This window comes from Enterobacter chinensis, from assembly GCF_034008295.1.
Taxonomy (GTDB): Bacteria; Pseudomonadota; Gammaproteobacteria; order Enterobacterales; family Enterobacteriaceae; genus Enterobacter; species Enterobacter chinensis.
This window is the reverse complement of the sequence record NZ_JARDVI010000002.1, coordinates 833,121-858,384: the sequence shown is the minus strand read 5'-3', so window position 1 is coordinate 858,384 and position 25,264 is coordinate 833,121. Positions and strand designations below refer to the sequence as shown.

The window sequence follows — 25,264 nt, the reverse complement described above, 5'->3', positions numbered from 1 at the left end:
AATGCGGACGGTTTCCTGACTCTCTTCTCTTTTATCCCCAACGATCTTAGCGCTAAAAAAAAAGACAATTTGAGAGGTAATCCACAGGACTATCATCACAAAGCGATAAGGAACTTTGATGAAAAAACTCACATTATCTCTGTTAATTGGTAGCGCATTAATGGCGCAATCGGCTTTCGCGGCGCAGGCACCTCGAGCAGTCACCTATCTTACCTCCTGGGGCAATATTCAGCCGGGGCTGGTTGAAGATATGAAAGAGGTGAAAGCTGATACCTTCCTGCTTTCATTTGGCGGCTGGGACGCAAGCGGTAAAATTTCCAGTTCAGATAATATTGTTGCTGTACCGCAATATGATCCGTGGTACATCAATGCGCCAGCCTATGTGGTCTGGAGCCAGCTGAAGCAGGCGCAGCCTGAGAAAAAAATGATGCTGGCGCTCGGCGGTGAAACGTATTCATCCATGTGGGCCTACCTGAATAACGAACAAACGCGTGAAACGCTGGCGCAGAATCTAGTGAATCTGCTGAACACCAACTTCCCGGTTTATAAAAAGAATTTGAAGCCGGAAGAGATGGTCGGCGAATGTCTGGGCACCAACTGGGAGGGCAAGTGTGATATGACGCTCTACCAAAAGGCCGGTACGGTTCAGCTTGATGGCATCGATTTTGACTTCGAAAAATCAGAACGCGTGACGCCGCAGGAGAATGCAAACTTACTGGATCTGGCTGAACGGGTTCGTAACAAGCTCAATGCCGCTGGCAGTAAAAAACTGCTGAGTCTGACTACCTATCACGTTGGCGCTGACCCGGAAGACTGCTCCAACAGTGCGGTAACAGAGAATTGCTCCTTCGTTGAGACCGCTCGCTCTTCACACCACGGTGAAGTGCTGCCGCTGCTGACTCAGGGGAAAAACGTTTTCGATTTCTTCAACGTCATGGCCTATGACGCCGGCCCGCGCTTTAAGTATGACGTGGCGATGGCCAACTACGCCCGCGCGGTGGGTGATAAAAGCAAAATCGTTCTCGGTCAGACCATCAACTCCCAGTGGGGACCCGAAGGGCGTTTTGTTGAGAGCCGACAGAACAACGTAAACCGTGCGGGCTGGCAGGCGGAGAAAGGCTATGGCGGATTCTTTATCTGGACACTGGGTGCAAACGACCAACAGATGTCCATGCCGCAGCAGGTTGACTACTTCAATGAAATGAAAGAGCGCGCCGATCTGATGTCGCCCGATCGCCCGGTAGATACTGTTGCACCTACCGAGCCGACGAAACTCAAGGTGTTGGAAAACAATACAACAATCACCCTCGGCTGGAATGCATCCGAAGATGAGGTAGGGGTGACGGGATATGACATCTACCGTGATGACGCTCAGGTCGGTACCTCAACGGGTCTCAGTTGGACCGATAACGATGTGGTTACCAGTGGCGTGACCTACCACTATTTCGTGAAAGCGCGTGATGCGGCAGGCAATATCTCAAAAAGCAGTAATGTGGTTGAGGTGAAGACCATTGTCGTTGATGAAGGGCTCCCAGGTCAGCCAACTGGACTGGCGGTGGTTTCGAAGACGGAAAACAGCCTGACGGTGAAATGGAATGCGGTAGACAAGGCGGAGAAATACCGCGTACTGCGCGACGGGAAGGAGCTGCTTATCGAGAAAGGTACGCAGATTTACGACACAGGCCTGCGCGCGGGCACGACCTACATCTATCAGGTGATCGCAGAAAACGCCAAAGGTCAGTCGCAGGCGAGTGCGCCACTCAAGGCCACGACGGACGAAGGGACGGTGACACCTGGGCCAGAAGGCGAGTGGAAAGTCGGTGTGAACTACAAAGTGGGAGAGGTGGTGACGTATGAAGGCAAGCAGTATCGCTGCCTGCAGGCTCATCCTTCTATGGCTCACTGGGCGCCTTCTATGGCTCCGGCGCTGTGGCAGCCTGTCCCTTAATCTTTCACGGCCCTCGCATGGGGGCCATTTTCAGGAGCCAGAGTGATGATGTTAAGGACGCTGATTGCCGTGCCGTTGATTGTACTATTTTCCGCTCCGCTCACGCAGATGGCGAATGCGCAGGCCCTTCAGGCTGCGCAACAGCATGTCGCAGAAAAACAAAACTGGAAGACGCTGGTATGGCTGGCAAAAGGGGACAAACTGATGGTTACCAACACCGGTACAACCGCGGTTCACCTTAAAAAGTCGATCGTGTTGATGCCCGATGAGATGGGGTTAATGCTGCATACCGACACCATTTTACCGGGCGAGACGCTGCAGGTAATGGGCGCGTGTCCGCACCATTTGCCGTTACAGAAAGAGGTGATTATTCATCTGCCCTCATCGGATGTACCGCACCGGCTGGTGCTAAACCATTAAGTGAATACGACCGGTACAAGACTTGTATTACTTTTTGTTAATGCAATGTTGCTTAAAATGGTGCATTTAATTAACATTTGCACAACAATAGTGCGTTATTTGCACTATGGTTGTGCGTTTTATGTTCTTTTTCTCAGATGCCAGCTTCCGGCATCGGCTACATTTGTAACAACGTATTGCTGTAACCCGTTAATTTCTTATTCTTTTTCCAAAAGATTCATGAACCAATGAAAGATTGGTTCGTTTATTGCTTAATCATTAACACGGTAAGTAGAACGTCATATCAATAGCTTATCGTTAATAAAAATAAAGTAATGATGAAAGCGAGCGAACCAATATGGAAAAACCGTCACGGTTTCTGGCAAATTCCAGCACCGCGCTTGAACAGCTGCGCGGGCTAATCAACCAGCACGAGTCAACACCAGGCACTCCGCTGCCCACAGAACGTGAGCTATCGGAGACTCTCGGCGTAGGACGACGTGAAGTGCGTCGTGCGCTGGATGTGCTGGAAGAAGAGGGGCGCATCTGGCGTAAGCAGGGCAAAGGGACGTTTATCGGTCCGGCGGCACCTGTTGAACCCCTGGCCCTTCAGGGATTGGTTCAGCAAACCAACCTTCTGGAAGTGATGGAAGCTCGCCTACAGCTCGAACCCGGCTTAGCCCGGCTTGCGGCACTGCGTGCCACCAGGGAAAACCTCGCGCTTATGCAGCGCATGCTGGAACGCATTGATAAGGTCAGCCCGGATGACCGCGATCTCAACGAACTGTGGGATAGCGCCTTTCACCGCGCGATTGCGGAAGCGGCGGGTAATCGCCTGATGCTCGGCCTGTTTGATGCCATTGATGCCGTCAGACGTGAACCGGGCTGGCAGCATCTGCGTGAATTAGCCCGCACGCCCGAACGTGTCGATAGCTATAACGACCACCATCACAAGATCATGTCTGCGATTATCCATCGCCAGCCTAACGAGGCAGCGGCCGCCATGCGCGAACACCTGCTTAGCCTGCAAACCGCCCTGATTCATGCTATCCACCTTGAGGACGACTTCACGCTATGACGACGATCCCGTTTAAGGATTCCACGCCTGTACTGCGGCTGAATAATCTCAACGTCAAATTTTCCGGCTCTCCGGTGAGCGTACTGGACGGCATTTCCCTGACGGTCAAAGCGGGCGAAACGCTGGCGCTGGTGGGGGAGTCAGGCTGCGGGAAAAGTATCACCTCATTGGCGCTGATGGGATTGTTGCCTGCCAGCGCGCAGATTGTCAGCGGGGAGATGCAGTTTCGCCGTCACGATCTGCGCAAGCTCTCGCCGCGGGAATATGCCGATCTGCGCGGCAGCGAGCTGGCGATGATTTTCCAGGAGCCCATGACCTCGCTTAACCCGGCGTTTACGCTGGGCGATCAGCTTAGCGAAGCGGTAATGCGACACCAGAACGTCTCGCGCGCAGAGGCGATGAAGGTCGCGCTGCAGATCCTCGAGAAGGTACAGATCCCGGCCGCAGAGATGAGATTGAAAGCGTACCCTCACCAGCTATCCGGCGGAATGCGCCAGCGCGTGATGATTGCCATGGCGCTGATTAACCACCCCAAATTACTGATTGCGGACGAACCCACTACCGCGCTCGACGTCACCATCCAGGCGCAAATTCTCGCCTTGCTCAACACCCTTAAAGAAGAAACGGGCACGGCGGTGCTGATGATCACCCATGATTTAGGCGTGGTGGCAGAAGTCGCCCAGCAGGTGGCGGTGATGTATGCCGGGCAGGTGGTGGAGCAGGGAAGCGTGGAGGCCATCTTTGCCGACCCGCAGCACCCTTACACCATCGGCCTGATGGGGTCGATCCCCTCTCTGGGCGCACGTAAAGGCCCGCTTTCCACCATTCCCGGATCGGTGCCGCTGCCGGAATCCATGCCGAAAGGCTGCCGTTTTGCCACCCGTTGCCCCTTTGCGCAGGCGCGCTGCCATGATGAAAAACCGCAGCTCGCTACGCCTGGAACCGGTCATCAGGTTGCCTGCTTCCGCGTGCCGCTCGAACACCACATTGCCCTGGGAGAGACCGCATGACTACGCCCATTCTTGAAGCCCGCGACCTTAGCAAGCTGTTCCCTGGCCCCAAAAAACTCTTTACCCCGGCCCGGTTTGTCACGGCGGTCGATCGCGTTTCGCTTGCCGTGATGCCGGGCGAAACGCTGGCGATAGTGGGGGAGTCGGGTTCAGGAAAATCTACTCTCGGTCGTCTGCTGCTGCGTCTGCTGGAAGCCAGTGAAGGGCGCGTGTTTTACCAGGGGGAGGAGATCACGCATGCATCGGGGGCTCGCCTCAACCAGCTCCGGCGTGAATTGCAAATTATCTTCCAGGATCCCTTTGCCTCGCTCAACCCGCGCATGACGGTGGAGCAGATCGTTGGCGAGCCGCTGTGGCTGCACCAGAACATGAAAAAAGCCGATCGTCAGTATCGCGTCGCCGAGCTGCTTAAGACCGTTGGCCTGCCCGCCGCCTGGGCCGGACGCTATCCGCACGAGTTTTCCGGCGGGCAGCGCCAGCGTATCGGCATTGCGCGCGCGCTGGCTTCGGGGCCGAAACTGCTGCTGGGCGATGAGCCTGTATCCGCGCTGGACGTCTCCGTGCAGGCGCAGGTGGTCAACTTGCTTGAAAGCCTGAAGCATCAGTTCGGCCTGACGATGGTGATTGTCGCCCACGGTCTGGCGGTTATCCGCCATATGAGCGACCGCGTGGCGGTGATGTACCTCGGGCAAATCGTCGAGCTTGCCACCGTCGACGAGATTTTTGACGCGCCGCTGCACCCCTATACTCAGGCGCTGATCGCCTCGGCGCCGCAGATGCAGCCCGGCGTGGAACGCGACGCACTGCTGCTGCAGGGCGATTTGCCGAACCCGGCTAACCCACCGTCCGGCTGCCGTTTCCACACCCGCTGCCCGTACGTCACCGATGAATGCCGCCAGGTCGAGCCGATCAATCAGGTGCTCGACGGCGGACGTCAGGTTGCCTGCCACCGCTGGCAGGAGATTAACCGCGATCGCAGCGTTATCCAGATCGCACCGCCATCCGCCGCTTTTCTGCGCCGCCGCGCGCTGTTTGAACACGCGGCCACTCACTCGTCCCTTCCTTCAAGGAACTCATGATAATGACAATGCGTAATTCTCTTTTGACCGTACTGGGAAGTGTTATGTTGCTTGGCGCGGCGCTGCCCGCCCATTCTGAAAGCGTGCTGCGTATTGGTCTGGGCGCAGACCCGGACATGCTCGACCCGCATCTGGCGCGCACCTACTATGGCCGCTTCGTGTTTGCCTCCCTGTGTGACAGGCTGGTGGATGTGGATGAAAATCTGAAGGTCGTACCCGGTCTGGCCAAAGACTGGGCGTGGAGTGACGACGGTAAAACCCTGACGCTCAATTTGCGTGAAGGGGTTACCTTCCACGACGGTGAGAAATTCGATGCCGCTGCAGCGAAATACAACCTCGACCGCGCCCTGACCATGAAAGGCTCTCTGCGTAAAAGCGAGATCTCGTCGGTGGAGTCGATTGTCGTCACCGGCCCGATGCAGATTGCCCTGCACCTGAAAACGCCCGATGCCGCGCTGCTGATGCAGCTCACCGACCGCGCCGGGGCAATGATGGCCCCCGAAGCGGCGAAAAAGCCTGACTTTGCCGCTCATCCGGTCTGTTCCGGCCCGTATAAATTCGACAGCCGCGTGTCGCAGGACCGCATTGTTCTGACCCGTTTCGACAACTACTGGAACAAAGACGCCTACCACTTCGACAAAATTATCTATCTGCCGATCCCGGATGCTTCCGTGCGCCTGGCTAACCTGCGCGCGGGCGATCTCGACCTGACTGAAGGCATCGCCGCCAGCGACGTCAAAACCGTCGAAGCCGACAGCAAGCTGGCGCTGGCGAAGGTGACGGGCCTGGGCTATCAGGGGATCACCTTTAATATCAATAACGGCAAGGTACCCGCCAACGATCCGTTCAAAGATGCCCGCGTGCGCGAGGCGTTTTCTCAGGCCATCGACCGCGATGCGTTAAACCAGGTGGTCTTTGAAGGGCTTTACACCCCGGCAAACCAGGCGTTTTCGCCGGTCAGCCCGTATCACGTCAACCTGCCGGTGCCGCCGCGCGACGTCGACAAAGCCAAAGCCTTGCTGAAAGCCGCAGGCGTGAGCACGCCACTGACCGTCAATCTGTTGGTGCCGAACAACCCAACCTCTCAGCAGGTAGGCCAGGTGCTTCAGGCTATGGTGGCAGAGGCTGGCTTTACCCTGAACCTGCAGATGACCGAATTCGCCACGCTGCTGGATCGCCAGCAGAGCGGTGACTATCAGCTGAGCTTCTCCGGCTGGTCGGGTCGCCCGGATCCGGACGGCAGCATCTACGGCTTTATCAACAGCAAAGGCACCCTGAACGACGGTCGCTACAGCAACGCGCAGGTCGATGAGTGGCTGACCCAGGCGCGCCAGAGCACCGACCAGGCCGCACGCCAGCCGCTGTACGACAAAGTGGTGAAGCAGCTGCAGACCGATATGCCGATTGCCTACCTCTACTTCGAGCCGCGCATTTTTGGCCTGAACAAGAAAGTGCAGGGCTTTAAGCCTTATCCGGACGGCATCGTGCGTCTGGCCGGTTTGACGCTGGCGAAATAAACGTCCTGAGGAGAGCCCATGCTGGAACTGATTTGCAAACGTCTGCTGCTGGCCGTCCCAACGCTGTTGCTGGTGAGCATGATGGTCTTCGGGCTGCAAAAGCTGCTGCCCGGTGACCCGCTAATCGCCATGGCCGGGGAGGAGCGCGATCCGGCGGTCATCGCCCAGCTGCGTGCGGAGCTGAACCTCGATGCGCCGATCCCCGTGCAGTATTTCAACTGGCTGACGCGCGCGCTGCAGGGCGATCTGGGCGTCTCCTTACGCACGCATGAACCGGTAACGCAGCTTATTGCCAGCAAGCTGCCGGTCACGCTGGAGCTGTCGCTGCTGGCGATGATCATCGCGCTGGTGTTCGGCATCAGCATGGGGATCCTCGCCGCGGTGAACAAAAACAGCTGGGTCGATCACGGGGCAAACTTTGTGGCGATCTCGGGGATCTCGATTCCCCACTTCTGGCTGGGGATCCTGCTGATTCTGGTCTTCTCGGTGAACCTGCAATGGCTGCCCGCGTCTGGCTATGTGCCGTTCAGTGAAGATCCGCTTCAGAACCTGCGTACGTTACTGCTGCCCGCTGCCGTGCTCGGAACCGGTCTGGCGGCGACGCTGATGCGCCATACCCGCGCGTCGATGATTGCGGTACTGAAGGCGGACTACATCCGCACCGCGCGGGCCAAGGGGCTATTGCCGAAAGCGGTGATCTTAAAGCACGCGTTTCGCAACGCGCTGGTGCCGGTGATCACCCTCACCACGCTGCTGTTCGGCGAGCTGCTGGGCGGCGCGGTGCTGACCGAGCAGGTCTTCACCATTCCGGGCTTCGGCAAGATGATCGTCGATTCGGTATTTAACCGCGACTATGCGGTGGTGCAGGGCGTAGTGCTGATCGTGGCGATCGGCTTTCTGATGCTGAACCTGCTGGCCGACGTGCTCTACGTCCTTATCAACCCGAAAATGCGAGGTTAATCATGGCGGAACTGACCACTCAAACCGTTGCGCCCGCGCTACCGCGCGCGCAAAACCGGGTGCTGAAGAAATTCCTCGCCAATAAAAGCGCGGTGATTGGCGCGGTGGTGGTGGGCTTCTTTGTGCTGGTGGCGCTGCTGGCGCCGTGGATCGCCCCGTTCGACCCGGTTAAAGCCAACTTCCTTGCGGTGCGCAAGGCGCCGTCGGCGATGTACTGGTTCGGCACCGACGAGCTGGGGCGCGACATCTTATCGCGCATTATCTGGGGCGCGCGCACCTCGCTGATGGCGGGCTGTATGTCGGTTGTTATCGCGGTAGTCATCGGCGTGCCGCTGGGGCTGGTGGCGGGTTACTTCCAGAAGATGTGGGATGGCGTGATCTCGCGCTTTATCGAGGCGCTGCTGGCCTGTCCGTTCCTGATCATGGCGATCGCGCTGGGGGCATTTTTGGGCCCGAGCCTCACCAACGCGATGATCGCCATTGGCCTTTCGGCGATGCCGATCTTCGCCCGCCTGACGCGCGGGCAGGTGATCGCCATTCGTAACGAAGAGTACATCGACGGCGCGCGGGCGATTGGCCTGCCGGATCGCTGGATCATCATCAAATACATCCTGCCAAACGTGATGTCGCCGATCCTGGTGCAGGCCACGCTGGCCATCGCCTCGGCGATTATCGCTGAAGCCAGTCTGTCGTTTTTGGGGCTGGGGCAGCAGCCGCCAAATCCGTCCTGGGGCTCAATGCTCAACACCGCGAAAGGGTTTCTTGAGCAGGCGCCGTGGATGTCCGTTTTCCCCGGCGTGGCGATTTTCCTTGCCGTGCAGGGCTTTAATTTACTCGGCGACGGGCTGCGCGATGCGCTCGATCCGCGCCACGACTAAGGAGTCATGATGACCAAAGCGCTTGATTTTACCTCCGGCTACGCTTCACGCCGCCCGCCGATGATGGGCCATAACGCGGTTGCGACGTCTCAGCCGCTGGCGGCACAGGCGGGCATGAAGATGCTGCAGCTGGGGGGGAATGCCGTTGATGCGGCCATTGCCACCGCGATGGCGCTGACGGTTGTCGAGCCGACCGGCAACGGGATTGGCAGCGATGCCTTTGCCATCGTCTGGGACGGCGAAAAGCTGCACGGCCTGAACGCGTCCGGTCGTTCGCCTGCCAGCTGGCATGCGGATCTGTTTGCCGGAAAAACCGCGGTGCCGGAAATTGGCTGGGACGCGGTGACCGTGCCGGGTGCGGTATCCGGCTGGGTGGCCCTGGCAGAACGTTTTGGCACGCTGCCGCTGACCACGCTGGCGCAGCCTGCCGTTGACTACGCGCGCAATGGTTTCCCGGTCTCCCCGCTGATTGGGCATCTCTGGCAGCGCGGCTATAACAAGCTGAAAGATCAGCCGGGCTTTAGCGCCTGCTTCGCACCGGAAGGCCGCGCCCCGCGTGTAGGGGAGATCTTCCGTAACCCGGCGCAGGCAAACTCGCTGGAGCTGATTGCGAAAACCAACGGTGACGCGTTTTATCGCGGCGAACTGGCGCAGAAAATTGCCGCCTTCGCCAAAGAGCACGGCGCACATCTGACGGCTGAGGATCTGGCAAACCATCGCGTGGACTGGGTAGACCTGCTGTCGCGCGACTTCGCGGGCGGTTCGGTTCAGGAGCTGCCGCCTAACGGCCAGGGGATCGCCACGCTGATTGCGCTCGGCATCCTGGAGCAGTGCGGCATTGAGAAGCACCATCCAGATTCCGTGCAGTCTCTGCACCTGTCCATTGAGGCGATGAAGTTGGCACTGGCGGATCTCGATCGCTACGTGGCGGATGAAGACCACATGGCGTTCGCGGCGAAAGAGCTGCTTAGCGATCGTTATCTGAAGTCGCGCGCGGCGCTGATCAACCACGATAGCGCCTCTGATTTTGTCTACGGTTCCCCGACGCAGAGCGGCACGGTCTACATCAGCACTGCGGATGCCAGCGGGATGATGGTCTCGTTTATTCAGTCCAACTATATGGGCTTTGGGTCAGGCATTGTGGTGCCGGATACCGGGATCAGCCTGCAAAACCGGGGCTGCGGGTTTGTGCTGGATCCAGAACACCCGAACGCGCTGGCCGGCAGCAAGCGTCCGTTCCACACCATCATTCCGGGCTTTGCGATGGACGGCAACGGTAAGCCGCTGATGTCCTTCGGCGTGATGGGCGGGCCGATGCAGGCGCAAGGGCATATGCAGATGGCGCTGCGCATTATGCTGCACGGGCAAAACCCGCAGGCGGCAATTGATGCCCCGCGCTGGCGCGTGGTGCAGGGCAGGGAGGTGATCGTTGAATCAACGTTCGATCGCAATACTATCGCGGCGCTGCGCGAGCGCGGACATCAGATCGTGGTGGAAGATCCGCTGCAGGATTACAACTTTGGCGGGGCGCAGGTGATTTACCGTATGCCGGAAGGGCACTACGTGGCCGCAACGGAAAGCCGCAAGGACGGGCAGGCGTTGGTGAGTTAATTAACGCCCGGTGGCGCTGCGCTTACCGGGCCTACGCAGTGCTTTTTGTAGGCCGGGGACGGCGTAGCCGCCACCCGGCTTTATTCACCCAATACTAAACGGATCCGCATCCTGCCACGCCGGAAACTTCTCGCGATACTCCTGCAGCGCCGTCAATGACAGTTCGGCATCAATACGCGTTGCCTGATGCGGCTCGGCAGTCGCAATAATTTCGCCCTGTGGATTCACCACCCGGCTGTCGCCGCGATAGTGATGCCCGTTGCCGTCAGTGCCTACCCGGTTACAGCCCACCACGTATGCCTGGTTCTCAATCGCGCGCGCCACAAGCAGCGACTGCCAGTGCAGAGAACGCGGCGCAGGCCAGTTGGCGACATACAGCGCCAGGTCGTAATCATTGCGGTTGCGTGACCATACCGGGAAGCGCAGGTCGTAGCAGACCAGCGGCAGAATACGCCAGCCGCGCCACTCAAACACTACGCGCTCGTTACCCGCTTCATAGTGATGATGCTCTTCCGCCATGCGGAACAGGTGGCGCTTGTCGTAGAAATGCACTTTCCCTTCTGGCTCAACCAGCAGGAAGCGGTTCACCGGCCCGCGATCGGTTTGCAGGGCGGCGCTACCGGCAATCAGCGCGTTCGTCTGCTGCGCTTTGGTATGCATCCAGGCGACCACCTCATCCTGCGGCATCGACTGTGTCGCCGCTTCCATGGCGAAGCCGGTGGTGAACATCTCAGGCAGGACAATCACATCTCGCCCGGTAATCTCTTCCAGTTGACGATCGAAGTGGCGCAGGTTGGCGGGGCCATCCATCCACACTAAAGGTTGCTGCAAAATAGAAATCTTCAGACCAGGCACAATTCAGACTCCTCAAACGACCGCTTTTTGACACTGTAGCACGACATAACGAGAAAATGTGGCAATAAAAAACCCCGCGCGAGGCGGGGTTTGTGCAGGCAAAATGCGTTATGCCGCTTCAGGTTTGCGGTGCTTCTCCGGCAGCTTTACCGGCTGCGTCGCCAGCTCGTCCGGTTCGAAATCATCGACGTTAATACTGCGCAGACGGCTCTCTTCGGCTTTCACCAGCAGAGCAGCTTCATCTTTATTGATAATGCCACCTGCCAGCGCCTGTTTCGCCAGTTCGTCCAGACGGGTAAACGGCAGGTTTTTGCCCAGCTGCTTACAAATTTTCTGGTGAATCGGGTCGGCAGCCATCACGTCCAGCAGCGCCTCTTCCAGCAGACCCACCGGGTTGTGCGGCGTCGGTGCCAGATACTGACCGCGGCCGATACGGGAGCGGGTTGCGCTCGGTACCTGCAGGATCTTCGCCACTTTATGGTCCAGCTTGTCAGACGGTGCCAGATGATGACGACCGGTCGGGAAGATCACCACGCGCAGGGCACCTGCGACAAAGCGGTTCGGGAAGTTCGCCAGCAGATCGTCAATGGCCTGCTCTGCCTGATACATTGCATCCTGAACGCCCCAGTGCACCAGCGGCAGATCAGCTTCCTGACGGCCTTCGTCGTCGTAGCGTTTCAGGACCGCAGAGGCCAGGAAGATCTGGCTCAGCACGTCGCCCAGACGGGCAGAGATACGTTCGCGACGCTTCAGGCTACCGCCCAGCACCGCCATCGAGACATCAGACAGCAGCGCCAGGTTGGCACTCAGACGGTTAAGATGCTGGTAATAACGTTTCGTCGCATCGCCGGTCGGCGTCGCGCTGGTAAGACCGCGCGTCAGGCCCAGCCAGAAGCTGCGCACCTTGTTGCTACCTACGTGACCGATATGTTTGAACAGCAGCTTATCGAAGGCATCCACGTCGTTATTCTGCGCAGCGGCCATCTCTTCGAGCACGTACGGATGGCAGCGAATTGCCCCCTGACCGAAGATCATCATGCTGCGGGTCAGGATGTTTGCCCCTTCAACGGTGATGGCAATCGGTGCGCCCTGATAGCCACGCGCCAGGAAGTTGCCTTCGCCGAGCATAATGCCCTTACCGCCTGCGATATCCATCGCGTCAATGATCGACTGCTGCGCGCGGTGGGTACAGTGGTACTTCACAATTGCGGACAGCACGGCCGGTTTTTCACCCAGCATAATGCCGTAGGTAATCAGAGAAGCAGCGGCATCCATCACGTAGGCGTTGCCTGCGATACGCGCCAGCGGCTCTTCGATACCTTCCATCTTGCCGATGGAGATTTTGAACTGACGGCGGATGTGGGCGTACGCGCCAATCCCCATCGCCACGGACTTCAGACCACCGGTTGAGTTCGACGGCAGGGTAATGCCGCGACCCACAGACAGACATTCCACCAGCATACGCCAGCCCTGACCGGCCATTTTCGGGCCACCGATGATGTAATCAATCGGCACAAAGATATCCTGGCCGCGGGTTGGGCCGTTCTGGAACGGTACGTTCAGCGGGAAGTGACGACGACCAATTTCAACGCCAGGGGTAGAGGTTGGGATCAGCGCACAGGTAATGCCCAGATCTTCTTCGCCGCCCAGCAGTTTTTCCGGGTCAGAGAGCTTAAAGGCCAGACCCAGCACGGTGGCGATTGGCGCCAGAGTGATATAACGCTTGTTCCAGGTCAGGCGCATACCCAGCACCTGCTCGCCCTGCCATTCGCCCATGCAGACCACGCCGGTATCCGGAATCGCGCCCGCATCGGAGCCTGCTTCCGGGCTGGTCAGCGCGAAGCAAGGAATTTCCTGACCGCGAGCCAGACGCGGCAGGTAATGATCTTTCTGCTCTTCCGTACCGTAATGCTGCAGCAGCTCGCCCGGGCCTAAGGAGTTCGGTACGCCAACGGTGATCGCCAGGATCCCGGAAACGCCCGCCAGCTTTTGCAGTACGCGAGCCTGAGCGTAAGCGGAGAATTCCAGACCACCGTACTCTTTCTTAATGATCATCGCGAAGAAGCGATGTTCTTTCAGGTATGCCCACAGTTCTGGCGGCAGGTCAGCCATTTCATGGGTGATGGCAAAGTCGTTCGCCATACGGCACGCTTCTTCCACCGGGCCATCAATAAAGGCCTGTTCTTCAGCGGTCAGGCGCGGCTGCGGATAGTTATGCAGCTTCTTCCAGTCCGGGTTGCCCTGGAACAGGTCACCTTCCCACCAGGTGGTGCCCGCATCAATCGCTTCTTTCTCGGTACGCGACATCGGCGGCATCACTTTACGGAAGCCCTTGAACACCGGCGCGGAGATCATTGATTTACGCATCGGGGCAAAGTTAAACGGCAGAAGAATGATGGCAAGAGGGACTAAAAGCCAGATATTCCACAGACCGGCGACGCCAAGTGCAGCGGTCCAGGCCAGAAGAATCAGGCTGCTCAGGAATAAACTGACGCGGTGATAGAACAACACACCGAGCAGAACAACGGTTGCGAGAATGCTCAAAATCATCATAAAGAAAAGCTCCCTTGCTTGTAGGAGGTCTGACCACTTGTGATGATATGGTTGTAGTTGATGTTATTTCCTTTAGCAATGTGTTTACAAAATAATTACAACCTGGTTCACATTGTTCGCGTTTTAGTCGGCACGAAAAAACAAAACGCCGGGCGATTCGTATGGCTTTAGCTTCTCGCTTTTCCCGCTATCCGGTACACTCCACTGTGTTATTTCATCAATACTGAAGGATTATCCTCATGTACCAGGATCTTATTCGTAACGAACTGAACGAAGCGGCGGAAACGCTGGCTAACTTTCTGAAAGATGATGCCAATATTCACGCTATTCAGCGCGCGGCGGTCCTGCTGGCTGACAGTTTTAAAGCCGGTGGCAAAGTGCTCTCCTGCGGTAACGGTGGCTCCCACTGTGACGCCATGCACTTCGCAGAAGAGCTGACTGGACGCTATCGTGAAAACCGTCCGGGCTACCCGGCGATTGCGATTTCCGACGTGAGCCACATCTCTTGCGTAGGCAACGACTTCGGTTACGACCATATCTTTTCCCGCTACGTTGAGGCGGTAGGCCGTGAAGGCGACGTGCTGCTGGGGATTTCTACCTCCGGTAACTCCGCTAATGTGATCAAAGCGATCGCTGCCGCGCGTGAAAAAGGGATGAAAGTCATCACCCTGACCGGGAAAGATGGCGGTAAGATGGACGGTACGGCGGATATCGAAATTCGTGTTCCGCATTTCGGTTATGCAGACCGCGTTCAGGAAATTCACATCAAAGTGATCCACATCCTGATCCAGCTGATCGAAAAAGAGATGGTTAAGTAAGGCTTCGCTGGGGGGCACTGGTGCCCCCCGCTGTTGTGGAGGTGACGTATGTGCGAACTGCTCGGGATGAGCGCCAATGTGCCAACCGATATCTGCTTTAGTTTCACCGGGCTGGTGCAGCGCGGTGGGGGAACCGGGCCGCATAAAGACGGCTGGGGCATCACCTTCTACGAAGGCAAAGGGTGTCGCACGTTCAAAGATCCACAGCCCAGCTTTAACTCACCGATTGCCAAACTGGTGCAGGATTATCCCATCAAGTCGCGCTCGGTGATTGCGCATATTCGCCAGGCAAACCGGGGTGAAGTCGCGCTGGAAAATACCCATCCGTTTACCCGTGAGCTGTGGGGCCGTAACTGGACCTACGCGCATAATGGGCAACTCACGGGCTATAAGTCGCTGGAGACGGGCAATTTCCGCCCGGTCGGCGAAACCGACAGTGAAAAAGCCTTCTGCTGGCTGCTTCACAAACTGACGGAGCGCTATCCCCGCACGCCTGGCAACATGGCTGCCGTGTTTAAATACATTGCGACGCTGGCGTCGGAGCTACGCGAAAAAGGCGTGTTCAACATGCTGCTCTCTGACGGGCGCTATGTGATGGCGTTCTGCTCAACGAATCTGTTCTGGATCACCCGCCGTGCGCCGTTTGGCGTTGCGACGCTACTCGATCAGGATGTGGAGATAGACTTTCAGAAGGAGACCACACCGAACGATGTGGTCACTGTCATTGCAACGCAGCCGCTGACGGGCAACGAAACCTGGCAAAAGATTATGCCAGGCGAGTGGGTGCTATTTTGTCTCGGGGACCGTGTAATTTGACGCCAGCTGTGGATGGACGACTTCGTGGCTCAGCGGTTTGCTGACTACGTAACGACCATCTACGATAGAGACCACCGGTGGCTTGTGGGTCTGCTCAAAGTAGTCGTAACCCGGCTTAAGCTGTTTCCAGAAATCCGCGTAGTATGAGAACTTGTGACGGGCCATGTTGGCATCCGTCATGCGGAACGGATAAATGCTGACCTGAACGTTAGGCTGCCCAAAGACCAGCGCGCCCGTTACAAACTGGAAGATCTCATCAATACCGGAGTCGGTCATCGCATAACAGCCGATAGACACGCAGGCACCGTGGATCATCAGGTATTTACCTTCATAACCGTGGGCACGGTCGTAGGCATTCGGGAAGCCGATGTTAATGGCTTTATAGAAGCGGCTGTCGGGTTTGAGCTGGCTACGCTGAACGTTGTAAAAACCTTCCGGACTTTTGAAATCGCCCTGACGTTGTTTTGGCCCCAGCCCGCCGGAGTAGTTACAAATCTTGTAGCTATCAAGCAGTTGATAAGTCTCACCCATTTTTACAAACAGATCGAGAGTGCGCTCTTCCTTGAAGATCTGAATATAAACCGGCGATCCCATTAACTGCTGTTTATATTCCTTGCTGACCGGCGTCGTTGAGCTATTACTGCTGAGCAGTCCGGCAAACGACATGCACGGAATCAGAAGCATCGCAATGAACAATGCGATTTTACGCATACTACTAGTTCCTTGATAAAACCATGACCAACTTGCCAGGACGGCAAAAGAGACCCGAAATCAGATTATTCTGTTAGGAGCGCTCACATTAGCACCACCAGAGATTTTCGCAAGAGCCGGGCGGTGAGTTTACAAATTAGTTTTACTTTATAAACCATCAACGTTGCGATGGCTCCAGGAACTTTGCGTATTAGCTCGCAATTTGGCGCGCGCGACGGCGGATTCCCTGCCCGCGGGAAGGGGAAAATGTTACACTTCGCGCCCACTGGATTGTTGTTCATGGAAACCTGCTAACCACATGTTTAAAATAAAAAAAGGACTTGATCTGCCGATTGCAGGCGTGCCAGCGCAGCACGTTTCGACAGGCGCAAGTGTCCGTCATGTCGCCATTTTGGGCGATGACTACCTGGGAATGCGCCCTTCAATGCTGGTACAGGAAGGCGATCGCGTTATCAAAGGACAGGCGCTCTTTGAGGACAAAAAAAATCCCGGCGTGATGTTCACGGCACCCGCGAGCGGCATCGTTGTGGCGATCAACCGTGGCGAACGGCGCGTTCTGCAGTCGGTGGTTATCCGCATTGAAGGCAATGAACAGCGTGAATTTGCCCATTACGACGTCGCAGACCTCGCGTCGCTGAGCCGTGACGCTGTTCAGGCCCAACTTCTGGCATCCGGTTTATGGACCGCGCTTCGTACGCGTCCCTTCAGCAAATCACCTGTTCCCGGCGCGGAACCGGCCGCAATTTTCGTTACGGCAATGGACACCAACCCGCTCAGCGTGGACCCGCAGCCGGTTATCCTGGCGCAGCGCAAGGCCTTTGATGCCGGGCTGACCCTTTTAACCCGCCTGACGTCGGGGAAAGTCCACGTTTGTCAGGCCGGTGGCGGCAAGCTCGGCGGCCATCCGCAGGGGCAGGTCACGTTTAATGAGTTTGCTGGCCCGCATCCTGCGGGGCTGGTTGGGACGCACATCCACTTCCTTGAGCCGGTAAGCCTGACAAAACAGGTCTGGCATCTTAATTATCAGGACGTTATTGCCATTGGCCATCTCTTCACCACCGGTGAACTGAGCGCTGAACGGACTATCGCCATTGGCGGACCGCAGGCGAGCCATCCGCGCCTGGTGAAGACGCTGCTGGGCGCAGACATCAATGAACTGCTGGTGGGTGAAGTAAAAGAGGGCGAAAACCGCCTGATTTCCGGTTCGGTGCTCAGCGGCCGCCATGCTGTTGATGCGCACGCCTATCTGGGCCGTTTCCATTTGCAGGTCAGCATTGTGCAGGAAGGTCGCGAGAAGGAGCTGTTCGGCTGGGTGCTGCCCGGCGCGGAGAAATATTCCGTCACCCGGACCACGCTGGGTCACTTCCTGCGTAACAGGTTGTTTAACTTCTCGACCACTACGCACGGCGGAGAGCGCGCCATGGTCCCGATTGGCAACTACGAGCGCGTCATGCCGCTGGATATTCTGCCGACCATGCTGTTGCGCGATCTCCTCGCCGGCGATACCGACAGCGCGCAGGCGCTGGGCTGCCTGGAGCTGGACGAAGAAGACCTGGCGCTCTGTACCTATGTGTGTCCGGGAAAATACGAATATGGACCCGTATTGCGCGAGGTGTTAACCCGCATTGAGCAGGAAGGATAACTGATGGGCTTAAAACACCTCTTTGAAAAAATTGAGCCGCACTTTACCGAAGGGAAGCTCAAAAAGTACTACCCGTTGTATGAAGCAACAGCGACTATTTTCTACACGCCTGGGCTGGTGACTAAAGGGGCGGCGCACGTTCGCGATGCCATCGACCTCAAGCGGATGATGATTCTGGTGTGGTTTGCGGTCTTCCCGGCGATGTTCTGGGGAATGTACAACGTCGGCCTGCAGACCATTCCGGCACTGCACCATATGTACGATGCACAGCAGCTGGCGCAGGTGCTCCAGTCTGACTGGCACTACCGTCTGGCCCAGTCCTTAGGGGTGAGCTTCGCTGCAGATGCAGGCTGGATAAGCATGATGACGCTGGGTGCGGTTTTCTTCCTGCCGATTTACATCACGGTATTTATCGTGGGCGGCTTCTGGGAAGTGCTGTTTGCCATCATCCGTAAACATGAGATCAACGAAGGCTTCTTCGTGACCTCTATTCTTTTTGCCCTGATTGTTCCTCCGACGCTGCCACTCTGGCAGGCGGCGCTAGGCATCAGTTTTGGCGTGGTGATTGCCAAAGAGATCTTCGGCGGGACCGGGCGGAACTTCCTCAACCCGGCGCTGGCGGGGCGTGCGTTTCTGTTCTTTGCGTATCCGGCACAAATCTCAGGCGACCTGGTATGGACGGCGGCAGACGGTTTTTCCGGCGCTACGCCACTTTCGCAGTGGGCAGCACACGGCGGCGAAGCGCTGGTTAACAACGCGACAGGGCAGCCTGTCACCTGGTTTGAGGCTTTTATAGGCAACATTCCGGGCTCCATCGGGGAAGTCTCTACGCTGATGATTTTGCTGGGCGGCGCGATTATTCTTTTCGGTCGCGTAGCCTCCTGGCGAATTGTGGCGGGCGTGATGATCGGCATGGTGCTAACCGCCACGATGTTCAATGTTATCGGTTCGACCACCAACCCGATGTTCTCCATGCCGTGGTACTGGCATCTGGTGCTGGGTGGCTTCGCGTTTGGCATGATGTTCATGGCGACCGACCCTGTCTCTGCCTCGTTTACGGATAAAGGTAAATGGAGCTATGGCGTGCTTATTGGCGCGATGTGTGTCCTGATCCGCGTGGTCAACCCGGCATATCCAGAAGGAATGATGCTGGCCATTCTGTTTGCCAATCTGTTTGCGCCACTCTTCGATTATCTGGTGGTGCGGGCCAACATTAAGCGGAGGAAGGCGCGTGGCTGAAGTTAAAAATAACGACAGCATCAGCAAAACGCTGCTGGTGGTGTTGGTGCTCTGTCTGGTCTGTTCCATTATCGTGGCCGGTTCTGCCGTGGGGTTAAAACCCCTGCAGCAGGAGCAACGTGCCCTGGATAAACAGCGCAACATTCTGGCCGTGGCCGGCCTGATGCAGGAAGGAATGAGCGCAGATGACGTTTCGGCCGTCTTTGCCGAACGGATTTCGGCGCGTCTGGTGGATTTAAAAACGGGCCAACTGCTGGAGAAAGATCCGGCAAAATTCAACCAGGCACTGGCGCTGAAAGATCCGCAGATGAGCCTGACGCTCGAGGCATCGCAAGATCCCGCCGGCATTAAGCGCCGCAGCAATCTCGCCGAAATTTACCTGGTGCGCGACGAGCAAAAACGCGTGCAGGAAATGGTGCTGCCGATTTACGGCAACGGCCTGTGGTCAATGATGTACGCCTTTGTGGCCCTTGATACGGATGGCCGCACCGTAAAAGGCATTACGTACTATGACCAGGGAGAAACCCCGGGGCTGGGTGGCGAAGTTGAGAACCCTAACTGGCGGGCACAGTTTGTCGGCAAGAAAGTGCTCGACGATAACGGCCTACCCGCGCTGAAGGTGATGAAAGGGGCTGCACGTCCCGGTGACGACTACGCCGTCGACGGGCTTTCCGGCGCCACGCTCACATCAAAAGGCGTGCAGCACAGTTTTGATTTCTGGATGGGCGAGCTGGGCTTTGGTCCTTTCCTGAAAAACGTACGTGAAGGAGCGCTGAACAATGGCTGATACCGGTGAACTGAAAGAAGTCAAAAAGGTGCTCATTGGCCCACTGCTCGCCAATAACCCGATTACGCTGCAGGTGCTGGGCGTATGTTCAGCCCTGGCGGTAACGACCAAGCTGGAAACGGCGGTGGTGATGACGCTGGCGGTAACGCTGGTAACCGCGTTCTCCAGCATGTTTATCTCAATGATCCGCCACCACATTCCCAACAGCGTGAGGATCATCGTGCAGATGGCGATCATCGCCTCGCTGGTGATCGTGGTCGATCAGCTGTTGCGCGCCTTCGCTTATGAAACCTCCAAACAGCTCTCGGTGTTTGTCGGTCTTATCATCACCAACTGTATCGTCATGGGGCGTGCGGAAGCCTACGCCATGAAAATGCCCCCGCTGGCGAGCTTTATGGACGGTATCGGCAACGGCCTCGGCTACGGTGTGATCCTGCTGACCGTTGGGTTCCTGCGTGAGCTCATTGGCAGCGGCAAGCTGTTTGGCATCACGGTGCTGGACACGGTGCAGAACGGCGGCTGGTATCTGCCAAACGGGCTGTTCCTGCTGGCCCCTAGCGCATTTTTCATTATCGGTTTGCTGATCTGGCTGATTCGTACGTTGAGACCAGAACAGCAGGAAAAGGAGTAACCGACGATGGCTCATTACCTGAGTTTGTTTGTGCGTGCGGTGTTTGTTGAAAACATGGCGCTCGCGTTTTTCCTCGGCATGTGTACGTTCCTTGCGGTTTCCAAAAAAGTGTCGACGGCATTTGGACTGGGCGTGGCGGTGACGGTCGTGCTCGGGCTCTCCGTTCCCATTAACAATCTGGTGTACAACTTTGTGCTGCGGGACGGCGCGCTGGTGGAAGGCGTTGATCTCAGCTTCCTGAACTTCATCACCTTTATCGGGGTGATCGCGGCGCTGGTCCAAATCCTTGAGATGATCCTTGATAGGTATTTCCCGTCGCTTTACAACGCGCTGGGGATCTTCCTGCCGCTGATCGCGGTGAACTGCGCCATCTTTGGCGGCGTTTCGTTTATGGTTCAGCGTGATTACAACTTCAGTGAATCCGTAGTCTACGGTTTCGGCTCCGGTATCGGCTGGATGCTGGCGATTGTCACTATGGCGGGGATCCGCGAAAAAATGAAATATGCCAACGTGCCTGCGGGTCTGCGTGGCTTAGGGATCACCTTTATCACCACCGGGTTGATGGCGCTGGGCTTTATGTCCTTCTCCGGTGTGCAGCTATAAGGGCTAACAGATGGAAATTATCCTTGGCGTGGTGATGTTCACGCTAATTGTACTGGTGCTGTCAGGGCTCATTCTGGCGGCGCGCGCGAAGCTGGTGAATTCCGGCGACGTGGTGATTGATATTAACGACGAGCCGCAGAATCAGATCCGCACGCCGGCGGGGGATAAACTGCTCAACACGCTCTCCGGCAACGGCATTTTTGTCTCCTCAGCCTGCGGCGGCGGCGGCTCCTGCGGGCAGTGCCGCGTGACGGTAAAAGAGGGCGGTGGCGATATTCTGCCAACGGAGCTGGCGCATATCACAAAGCGTGAGGCAAAAGAGGGCTGCCGTCTGGCCTGCCAGGTCGCGGTGCGTCAGAACATGAAGATTGAGCTGCCGGAAGAGATCTTCGGCGTTAAAAAATGGGAGTGCGAGGTTATCTCTAATGATAACAAAGCCACCTTTATTAAAGAGCTGAAGCTGCGAGTACCGGAAGGGGAAGATGTCCCGTTCCGCGCCGGGGGATACATTCAGATTGAGTGTCCGGAGCACACTGTGGCGTATGCGGACTTTGACGTTCCGCAGGAGTACCGTGCCGACTGGGACAAGTTTAATATCTTCCGCTTTGTGTCGGAGGTGAAAGAGCCGACGCTGCGCGCTTACTCGATGGCCAACTATCCGGAAGAAAAGGGCATTATCATGCTCAACGTGCGTATCGCTACGCCACCACCGAATGTGCCGGACGCGCCGCCGGGGATTATGTCTTCTTATATCTGGTCGCTAAAACCGGGCGACAAAGTGACGATCTCCGGCCCGTTTGGGGAGTTCTTTGCGAAAGATACCGACGCGGAAATGGTCTTTATCGGCGGCGGTGCCGGTATGGCCCCGATGCGATCGCACATCTTTGACCAACTGAAGCGGCTTGGCAGCAAGCGTAAAATCAGCTTCTGGTACGGGGCGCGCTCGCTGCGTGAGATGTTCTATGATGATGAATTCGAACAGCTGGCGCGTGAAAACCCGAACTTTACCTTCCATGTGGCGCTCTCCGATCCGCAGCCGGAAGATAACTGGACCGGTTACACGGGGTTCATCCATAACGTGCTGTATGAAAACTACCTCAAACATCATGCCGCTCCGGAAGATTGCGAATTCTATATGTGTGGTCCACCGATGATGAACGCCGCCGTGATTAAGATGTTGAAAGATCTTGGTGTCGAAGATGAGAACATCATGCTCGATGACTTTGGAGGCTGACGATGCTGACGTTTCTGGCAACCTTTGTGGTTTTTGTGCTTGTCATCTTCGGTATGTCGTTAGGCTGGATCGTTAAGCGTAAAAGCATACAGGGCAGCTGCGGCGGGATATCCTCCATTGGGATGGAGAAGGTGTGCGACTGCCCGGAACCGTGCGATGCCCGTAAAAAACGCATGGCGCGCGAGCAGCAGCGCATTATTTAGTCTGGTAGGTCGGGTAAGGCGAAGCCGCCACCCGACAATTCTCACGCACACTTCTCAACCCTCATTTGTTTACTGTATACTTATCCAGTAATGAGTGAGGGCTTACTATGCGCAAAATTATCCATGTTGATATGGACTGCTTTTTTGCCGCAGTGGAGATGCGTGACAACCCGGCGCTGCGGGATATTCCCATCGCCATTGGCGGCAGCCGCGTGCAGCGGGGGGTCATCAGCACCGCAAACTACCCTGCGCGCAAATTTGGCGTGCGCAGCGCCATGCCCACGGCGATGGCCTTAAAGCTCTGCCCTCATCTCACGCTCCTGCCAGGCCGGTTTGACGCTTATAAAGAAGCCTCGGTTCATATTCGCGAAATCTTCTCCCGCTATACCTCTCTGATAGAGCCACTATCGCTGGACGAAGCCTATCTGGATGTGACCGACAGCGTGCATTGTCACGGCTCCGCTACGCTAATGGCTCAGGAGATCCGCCAGACGATTTTCAACGAGCTGAATCTGACCGCATCGGCGGGCGTGGCACCCGTTAAATTCCTCGCCAAAATTGCCTCCGATTTGAATAAGCCCAACGGCCAGTACGTCATCACGCCGGAAGAAGTACCTGCATTTTTAAAAACGCTGCCGCTCGGCAAAATCCCCGGGGTGGGAAAAGTCTCCGCCGCAAAGCTGGAAAGCATGGGATTACGCACCTGCGAAGATGTGCAGAGAAGCGATCTCGCTATGCTGCTCAAACGCTTTGGCAAGTTTGGCCGCGTGCTGTGGGAGCGCAGCCAGGGGATTGACGACCGTGACGTCAACAACGAGCGTCTGCGTAAATCCGTCGGAGTGGAACGCACGCTGATTGAAGATATTCACGACTGGCCGGAGTGCGAAACCATTATCACGGAACAGCTCTATCCTGAGCTGGAGCGACGCCTGGCAAAGGTAAAACCGGACCTGCTGATCGCGCGTCAGGGCATCAAGCTGAAGTTTAATGATTTCCAGCAGACCACGCAGGAGCACGTCTGGCCACGCCTGAATAAAGAAGATCTTATCGCTACCGCGAAAAAAGCGTGGGAAGAACGGCGGGGCGGGAGAGGGGTCAGGCTGGTGGGGTTGCACGTCACGTTGCTGGATCCGCAACTGGAACGACAGCTGGTATTAGGACTGTAGGTTGTATCCATCGTAGGCCCGGTAAGCGAAGCGCCACCGGGCATCAGACGGCGAATTACTTAGCAGGAATCGCTTTCAGCAGTTCAGTCAGCAGTGTCCAGTAATGGCCCACGCTTTCGATATGAACTTGCTCATCCGGCGAGTGCGGACCGGTAATGGTTGGCCCGATAGACACCATGTCCATGTCCGGATATGGTTTTTTGAACAGACCACATTCCAGACCCGCGTGGATAACCTGAATGTTCGGGGTGCTGTTGAACAGACGCTGGTAAGTTTCACGTACGAGTGCCATCACCGGAGAGCTTGCATCCGGCTGCCAGCCTGGGTAGCTGCCTTTAGCGGAGGTTTTTGCACCCGCCAGCGTACCCAGAGATTCAAGCATGCTCACCACATACTCTTTACCGCTGTCGATAAGCGAGCGGATCAGGCAGATGATTTCCGCGCTGTCGTCGCTCATGGTCACCACGCCCACGTTCAGAGAGGTTTCCACTACGCCTTTCGCCACGTCAGAGTTGCGGATCACGCCGTTTGGTGTCGCGTTCAGCAGCTGAACGAAGGTGTCACGGGACTGCGCGGTCAGCGCGGCTTTATCCGTGGAGACGGATTCCAGCACCACGGTCAGGTTCTTTTCTTTCGCTGACAGTTCGTTTTTCAGGATATCCAGGTACACGCTGGAAAGTTTTTTCAGCTCGTCCGCTTTTGCCGCCGGTACGGCCACGGTGGCGAATGCTTCACGTGGGATCGCGTTGCGCAGCGTACCGCCGTTGAAATCGACCAGACGCAGATCCAGCTCAGCCGCATGGCCTGCCAGGAAGCGTGCCAGCAGTTTATTGGCATTACCCAGGCCCAGGTGAATATCACCGCCGGAGTGACCGCCTTTCAGCCCTTTCAGCGTCAGCTTAAAGGTCTGGAAACCGGCTGGAATCGCTTCGCGTGACAGCGGCAGGGTAGAGATGAAATCAATCCCGCCCGCGCAGCCCATGTAGATTTCGCCTTCTTCTTCGGAGTCGGTGTTGATCAGAATATCCGCCTGCAGCCAGTTCGCCTGCAGACCGAATGCGCCGTCCATGCCCGCTTCCTCGGTCATGGTCAGCAGCACTTCCAGCGGACCATGCTCAACGCTGTCGTCAGCCAGCACGGCCAGCGCAGAGGCCATGCCGATCCCGTTGTCCGCACCCAGCGTTGTGCCGCGCGCTTTCACCCAGTCGCCGTCGATATACGGCTGAATCGGGTCTTTGGTGAAGTCGTGAACGGTGTCGTTGTTCTTCTGTGGCACCATGTCCAGGTGCGCCTGCAGCACAACCGGTTTGCGGTTTTCCATACCTGCGGTAGCGGGTTTGCGGATCAGAATGTTGCCAACCTGGTCACGTTCAGCGTGCAGACCTTTTTCCTTCGCCCAACCCATAATATGTTCGGCAAGCTGTTCTTCATGGTAGGAAGGGTGTGGAATGGAGCAGATTTTGGCAAAAATATCCCACAGCGGCTGCGGAGATAATTGAGACAGTTCAGACACGATAAGTCTCCTT

Annotated in this window: 23 protein-coding genes; 19 read left to right on the top strand and 4 right to left on the bottom strand. The window is 56.9% G+C overall.

What is annotated here, in order from left to right:
- The first annotated feature begins 118 nt into the window (after positions 1-118).
- The 9 genes from PYW49_RS09045 to PYW49_RS09005 all read left to right on the top strand — a co-directional run bounded on the left by PYW49_RS09045 (position 119) and on the right by PYW49_RS09005 (position 10,480).
- Positions 119-1,948, top strand: coding sequence for a glycosyl hydrolase family 18 protein (locus tag PYW49_RS09045; protein ID WP_320386273.1), 1,830 nt, complete (start codon positions 119-121; stop codon positions 1,946-1,948).
- A gap of 42 nt (positions 1,949-1,990) precedes the next feature.
- A complete protein-coding gene (locus PYW49_RS09040) occupies positions 1,991-2,368 on the top strand; it encodes a hypothetical protein (protein ID WP_320386272.1) in 378 nt (125 codons plus the stop codon).
- A gap of 337 nt (positions 2,369-2,705) precedes the next feature.
- Entirely contained in the window at positions 2,706-3,425 is a 720-nt protein-coding gene (locus PYW49_RS09035; protein ID WP_108090747.1) for a FadR/GntR family transcriptional regulator, read from the top strand.
- Entirely contained in the window at positions 3,422-4,435 is a 1,014-nt protein-coding gene (locus PYW49_RS09030) for an ABC transporter ATP-binding protein (protein WP_134349029.1), read from the top strand. The genes PYW49_RS09035 and PYW49_RS09030 overlap by 4 nt, the downstream gene beginning before the upstream one ends.
- The gene (locus PYW49_RS09025) at positions 4,432-5,514 is read left to right on the top strand and encodes an ABC transporter ATP-binding protein (RefSeq protein WP_320386271.1); all 1,083 of its coding nucleotides are present in this window, start codon (positions 4,432-4,434) and stop codon (positions 5,512-5,514) included. The genes PYW49_RS09030 and PYW49_RS09025 overlap by 4 nt, the downstream gene beginning before the upstream one ends.
- 2 nt (positions 5,515-5,516) lie before the next feature.
- The gene (locus PYW49_RS09020) at positions 5,517-7,031 is read left to right on the top strand and encodes an ABC transporter substrate-binding protein (RefSeq protein ID WP_320386270.1); all 1,515 of its coding nucleotides are present in this window, start codon (positions 5,517-5,519) and stop codon (positions 7,029-7,031) included.
- An 18-nt stretch (positions 7,032-7,049) separates the two neighbouring features.
- The gene (locus PYW49_RS09015) at positions 7,050-7,991 is read left to right on the top strand and encodes an ABC transporter permease (protein WP_134349031.1); all 942 of its coding nucleotides are present in this window, start codon (positions 7,050-7,052) and stop codon (positions 7,989-7,991) included.
- 2 nt (positions 7,992-7,993) lie between these two features.
- Positions 7,994-8,869 carry an ABC transporter permease gene (locus PYW49_RS09010; protein ID WP_134349032.1) on the top strand — a complete coding sequence of 292 codons (876 nt, stop codon included), beginning with the start codon at positions 7,994-7,996 and terminating at the stop codon, positions 8,867-8,869.
- A 9-nt stretch (positions 8,870-8,878) separates the two neighbouring features.
- Positions 8,879-10,480, top strand: a complete 1,602-nt coding sequence (locus PYW49_RS09005; protein ID WP_320386310.1) for a gamma-glutamyltransferase family protein — start codon at positions 8,879-8,881, stop codon at positions 10,478-10,480.
- Between the two features lie 84 nt (positions 10,481-10,564).
- On the opposite strand, the gene PYW49_RS09000 is transcribed toward PYW49_RS09005, so the two are convergent.
- Both PYW49_RS09000 and fadE read right to left on the bottom strand, forming a co-directional pair.
- Entirely contained in the window at positions 10,565-11,335 is a 771-nt protein-coding gene (locus PYW49_RS09000) for an amidohydrolase (protein WP_134349033.1), read from the bottom strand.
- 108 nt (positions 11,336-11,443) lie between these two features.
- A complete protein-coding gene (fadE, locus tag PYW49_RS08995) occupies positions 11,444-13,888 on the bottom strand; it encodes an acyl-CoA dehydrogenase FadE (RefSeq protein ID WP_134349034.1) in 2,445 nt (814 codons plus the stop codon).
- 239 nt (positions 13,889-14,127) lie between these two features.
- On the opposite strand from fadE, the gene lpcA reads away from it, so the two are divergent.
- Both lpcA and PYW49_RS08985 read left to right on the top strand, forming a co-directional pair.
- Positions 14,128-14,706, top strand: a complete 579-nt coding sequence (lpcA, locus tag PYW49_RS08990; RefSeq protein ID WP_003863232.1) for a D-sedoheptulose 7-phosphate isomerase — start codon at positions 14,128-14,130, stop codon at positions 14,704-14,706.
- 48 nt (positions 14,707-14,754) lie between these two features.
- The gene (locus PYW49_RS08985) at positions 14,755-15,522 is read left to right on the top strand and encodes a class II glutamine amidotransferase (protein ID WP_010427885.1); all 768 of its coding nucleotides are present in this window, start codon (positions 14,755-14,757) and stop codon (positions 15,520-15,522) included.
- Here PYW49_RS08985 and dpaA read toward each other — a convergent pair.
- Entirely contained in the window at positions 15,493-16,233 is a 741-nt protein-coding gene (gene dpaA, locus PYW49_RS08980) for a peptidoglycan meso-diaminopimelic acid protein amidase (RefSeq protein WP_134349035.1), read from the bottom strand. The two genes, PYW49_RS08985 and dpaA, sit on opposite strands and share 30 nt — an antisense overlap.
- Positions 16,234-16,531: 298 nt before the next feature.
- On the opposite strand from dpaA, the gene PYW49_RS08975 reads away from it, so the two are divergent.
- The 8 genes from PYW49_RS08975 (at position 16,532) to dinB (ending at position 23,738) form a co-directional block, all read left to right on the top strand.
- Positions 16,532-17,875: a Na(+)-translocating NADH-quinone reductase subunit A gene (locus tag PYW49_RS08975; protein ID WP_320386269.1), complete on the top strand. Its 1,344-nt coding sequence runs from the start codon at positions 16,532-16,534 to the stop codon at positions 17,873-17,875.
- A gap of 3 nt (positions 17,876-17,878) precedes the next feature.
- Positions 17,879-19,114 carry an NADH:ubiquinone reductase (Na(+)-transporting) subunit B gene (locus PYW49_RS08970; RefSeq protein WP_320386268.1) on the top strand — a complete coding sequence of 412 codons (1,236 nt, stop codon included), beginning with the start codon at positions 17,879-17,881 and terminating at the stop codon, positions 19,112-19,114.
- The gene (locus tag PYW49_RS08965; protein ID WP_134349038.1) at positions 19,107-19,901 is read left to right on the top strand and encodes a Na(+)-translocating NADH-quinone reductase subunit C; all 795 of its coding nucleotides are present in this window, start codon (positions 19,107-19,109) and stop codon (positions 19,899-19,901) included. The genes PYW49_RS08970 and PYW49_RS08965 overlap by 8 nt, the downstream gene beginning before the upstream one ends.
- Positions 19,894-20,532, top strand: coding sequence for an NADH:ubiquinone reductase (Na(+)-transporting) subunit D (locus PYW49_RS08960; RefSeq protein WP_008500256.1), 639 nt, complete (start codon positions 19,894-19,896; stop codon positions 20,530-20,532). Before PYW49_RS08965 ends, PYW49_RS08960 begins: the two co-directional genes overlap by 8 nt.
- A 6-nt stretch (positions 20,533-20,538) precedes the next feature.
- The gene (gene nqrE, locus PYW49_RS08955) at positions 20,539-21,135 is read left to right on the top strand and encodes an NADH:ubiquinone reductase (Na(+)-transporting) subunit E (RefSeq protein ID WP_044867920.1); all 597 of its coding nucleotides are present in this window, start codon (positions 20,539-20,541) and stop codon (positions 21,133-21,135) included.
- A 10-nt stretch (positions 21,136-21,145) separates the two neighbouring features.
- Positions 21,146-22,369: an NADH:ubiquinone reductase (Na(+)-transporting) subunit F gene (gene nqrF, locus PYW49_RS08950; RefSeq protein ID WP_320386267.1), complete on the top strand. Its 1,224-nt coding sequence runs from the start codon at positions 21,146-21,148 to the stop codon at positions 22,367-22,369.
- A 2-nt stretch (positions 22,370-22,371) separates the two neighbouring features.
- Positions 22,372-22,572, top strand: a complete 201-nt coding sequence (nqrM, locus tag PYW49_RS08945; protein WP_023293208.1) for a (Na+)-NQR maturation NqrM — start codon at positions 22,372-22,374, stop codon at positions 22,570-22,572.
- Positions 22,573-22,679: 107 nt separating this feature from the next.
- Positions 22,680-23,738, top strand: a complete 1,059-nt coding sequence (gene dinB / locus PYW49_RS08940; protein WP_320386266.1) for a DNA polymerase IV — start codon at positions 22,680-22,682, stop codon at positions 23,736-23,738.
- Positions 23,739-23,793: 55 nt separating this feature from the next.
- Here the strand turns inward: dinB and pepD are convergent, their stop codons facing one another.
- Entirely contained in the window at positions 23,794-25,251 is a 1,458-nt protein-coding gene (gene pepD / locus PYW49_RS08935; protein WP_134349041.1) for a cytosol nonspecific dipeptidase, read from the bottom strand.
- Positions 25,252-25,264 lie beyond the last annotated feature (13 nt).

Bases quoted from the DNA above. Each gene is read 5' to 3' on its own strand.
- PYW49_RS09020 (WP_320386270.1), top strand. From the start codon at position 5,517: ATGACAATGCGTAATTCTCTTTTGACCGTACTGGGAAGTGTTATGTTG.
- dinB (WP_320386266.1), top strand. From the start codon at position 22,680: ATGCGCAAAATTATCCATGTTGATATGGACTGCTTTTTTGCCGCAGTG.
- PYW49_RS08985 (WP_010427885.1), top strand. From the start codon at position 14,755: ATGTGCGAACTGCTCGGGATGAGCGCCAATGTGCCAACCGATATCTGC.
- PYW49_RS09015 (WP_134349031.1), top strand. From the start codon at position 7,050: ATGCTGGAACTGATTTGCAAACGTCTGCTGCTGGCCGTCCCAACGCTG.
- nqrM (WP_023293208.1), top strand. From the start codon at position 22,372: ATGCTGACGTTTCTGGCAACCTTTGTGGTTTTTGTGCTTGTCATCTTC.
- PYW49_RS09010 (WP_134349032.1), top strand. From the start codon at position 7,994: ATGGCGGAACTGACCACTCAAACCGTTGCGCCCGCGCTACCGCGCGCG.
- PYW49_RS08970 (WP_320386268.1), top strand. From the start codon at position 17,879: ATGGGCTTAAAACACCTCTTTGAAAAAATTGAGCCGCACTTTACCGAA.
- PYW49_RS08975 (WP_320386269.1), top strand. From the start codon at position 16,532: ATGTTTAAAATAAAAAAAGGACTTGATCTGCCGATTGCAGGCGTGCCA.
- dpaA (WP_134349035.1), bottom strand. From the start codon at position 16,233: ATGCGTAAAATCGCATTGTTCATTGCGATGCTTCTGATTCCGTGCATG.
- PYW49_RS09005 (WP_320386310.1), top strand. From the start codon at position 8,879: ATGACCAAAGCGCTTGATTTTACCTCCGGCTACGCTTCACGCCGCCCG.
- nqrF (WP_320386267.1), top strand. From the start codon at position 21,146: ATGGAAATTATCCTTGGCGTGGTGATGTTCACGCTAATTGTACTGGTG.
- PYW49_RS09025 (WP_320386271.1), top strand. From the start codon at position 4,432: ATGACTACGCCCATTCTTGAAGCCCGCGACCTTAGCAAGCTGTTCCCT.
- PYW49_RS08960 (WP_008500256.1), top strand. From the start codon at position 19,894: ATGGCTGATACCGGTGAACTGAAAGAAGTCAAAAAGGTGCTCATTGGC.
- fadE (WP_134349034.1), bottom strand. From the start codon at position 13,888: ATGATGATTTTGAGCATTCTCGCAACCGTTGTTCTGCTCGGTGTGTTG.
- PYW49_RS09045 (WP_320386273.1), top strand. From the start codon at position 119: ATGAAAAAACTCACATTATCTCTGTTAATTGGTAGCGCATTAATGGCG.
- lpcA (WP_003863232.1), top strand. From the start codon at position 14,128: ATGTACCAGGATCTTATTCGTAACGAACTGAACGAAGCGGCGGAAACG.
- PYW49_RS09035 (WP_108090747.1), top strand. From the start codon at position 2,706: ATGGAAAAACCGTCACGGTTTCTGGCAAATTCCAGCACCGCGCTTGAA.
- PYW49_RS09030 (WP_134349029.1), top strand. From the start codon at position 3,422: ATGACGACGATCCCGTTTAAGGATTCCACGCCTGTACTGCGGCTGAAT.
- nqrE (WP_044867920.1), top strand. From the start codon at position 20,539: ATGGCTCATTACCTGAGTTTGTTTGTGCGTGCGGTGTTTGTTGAAAAC.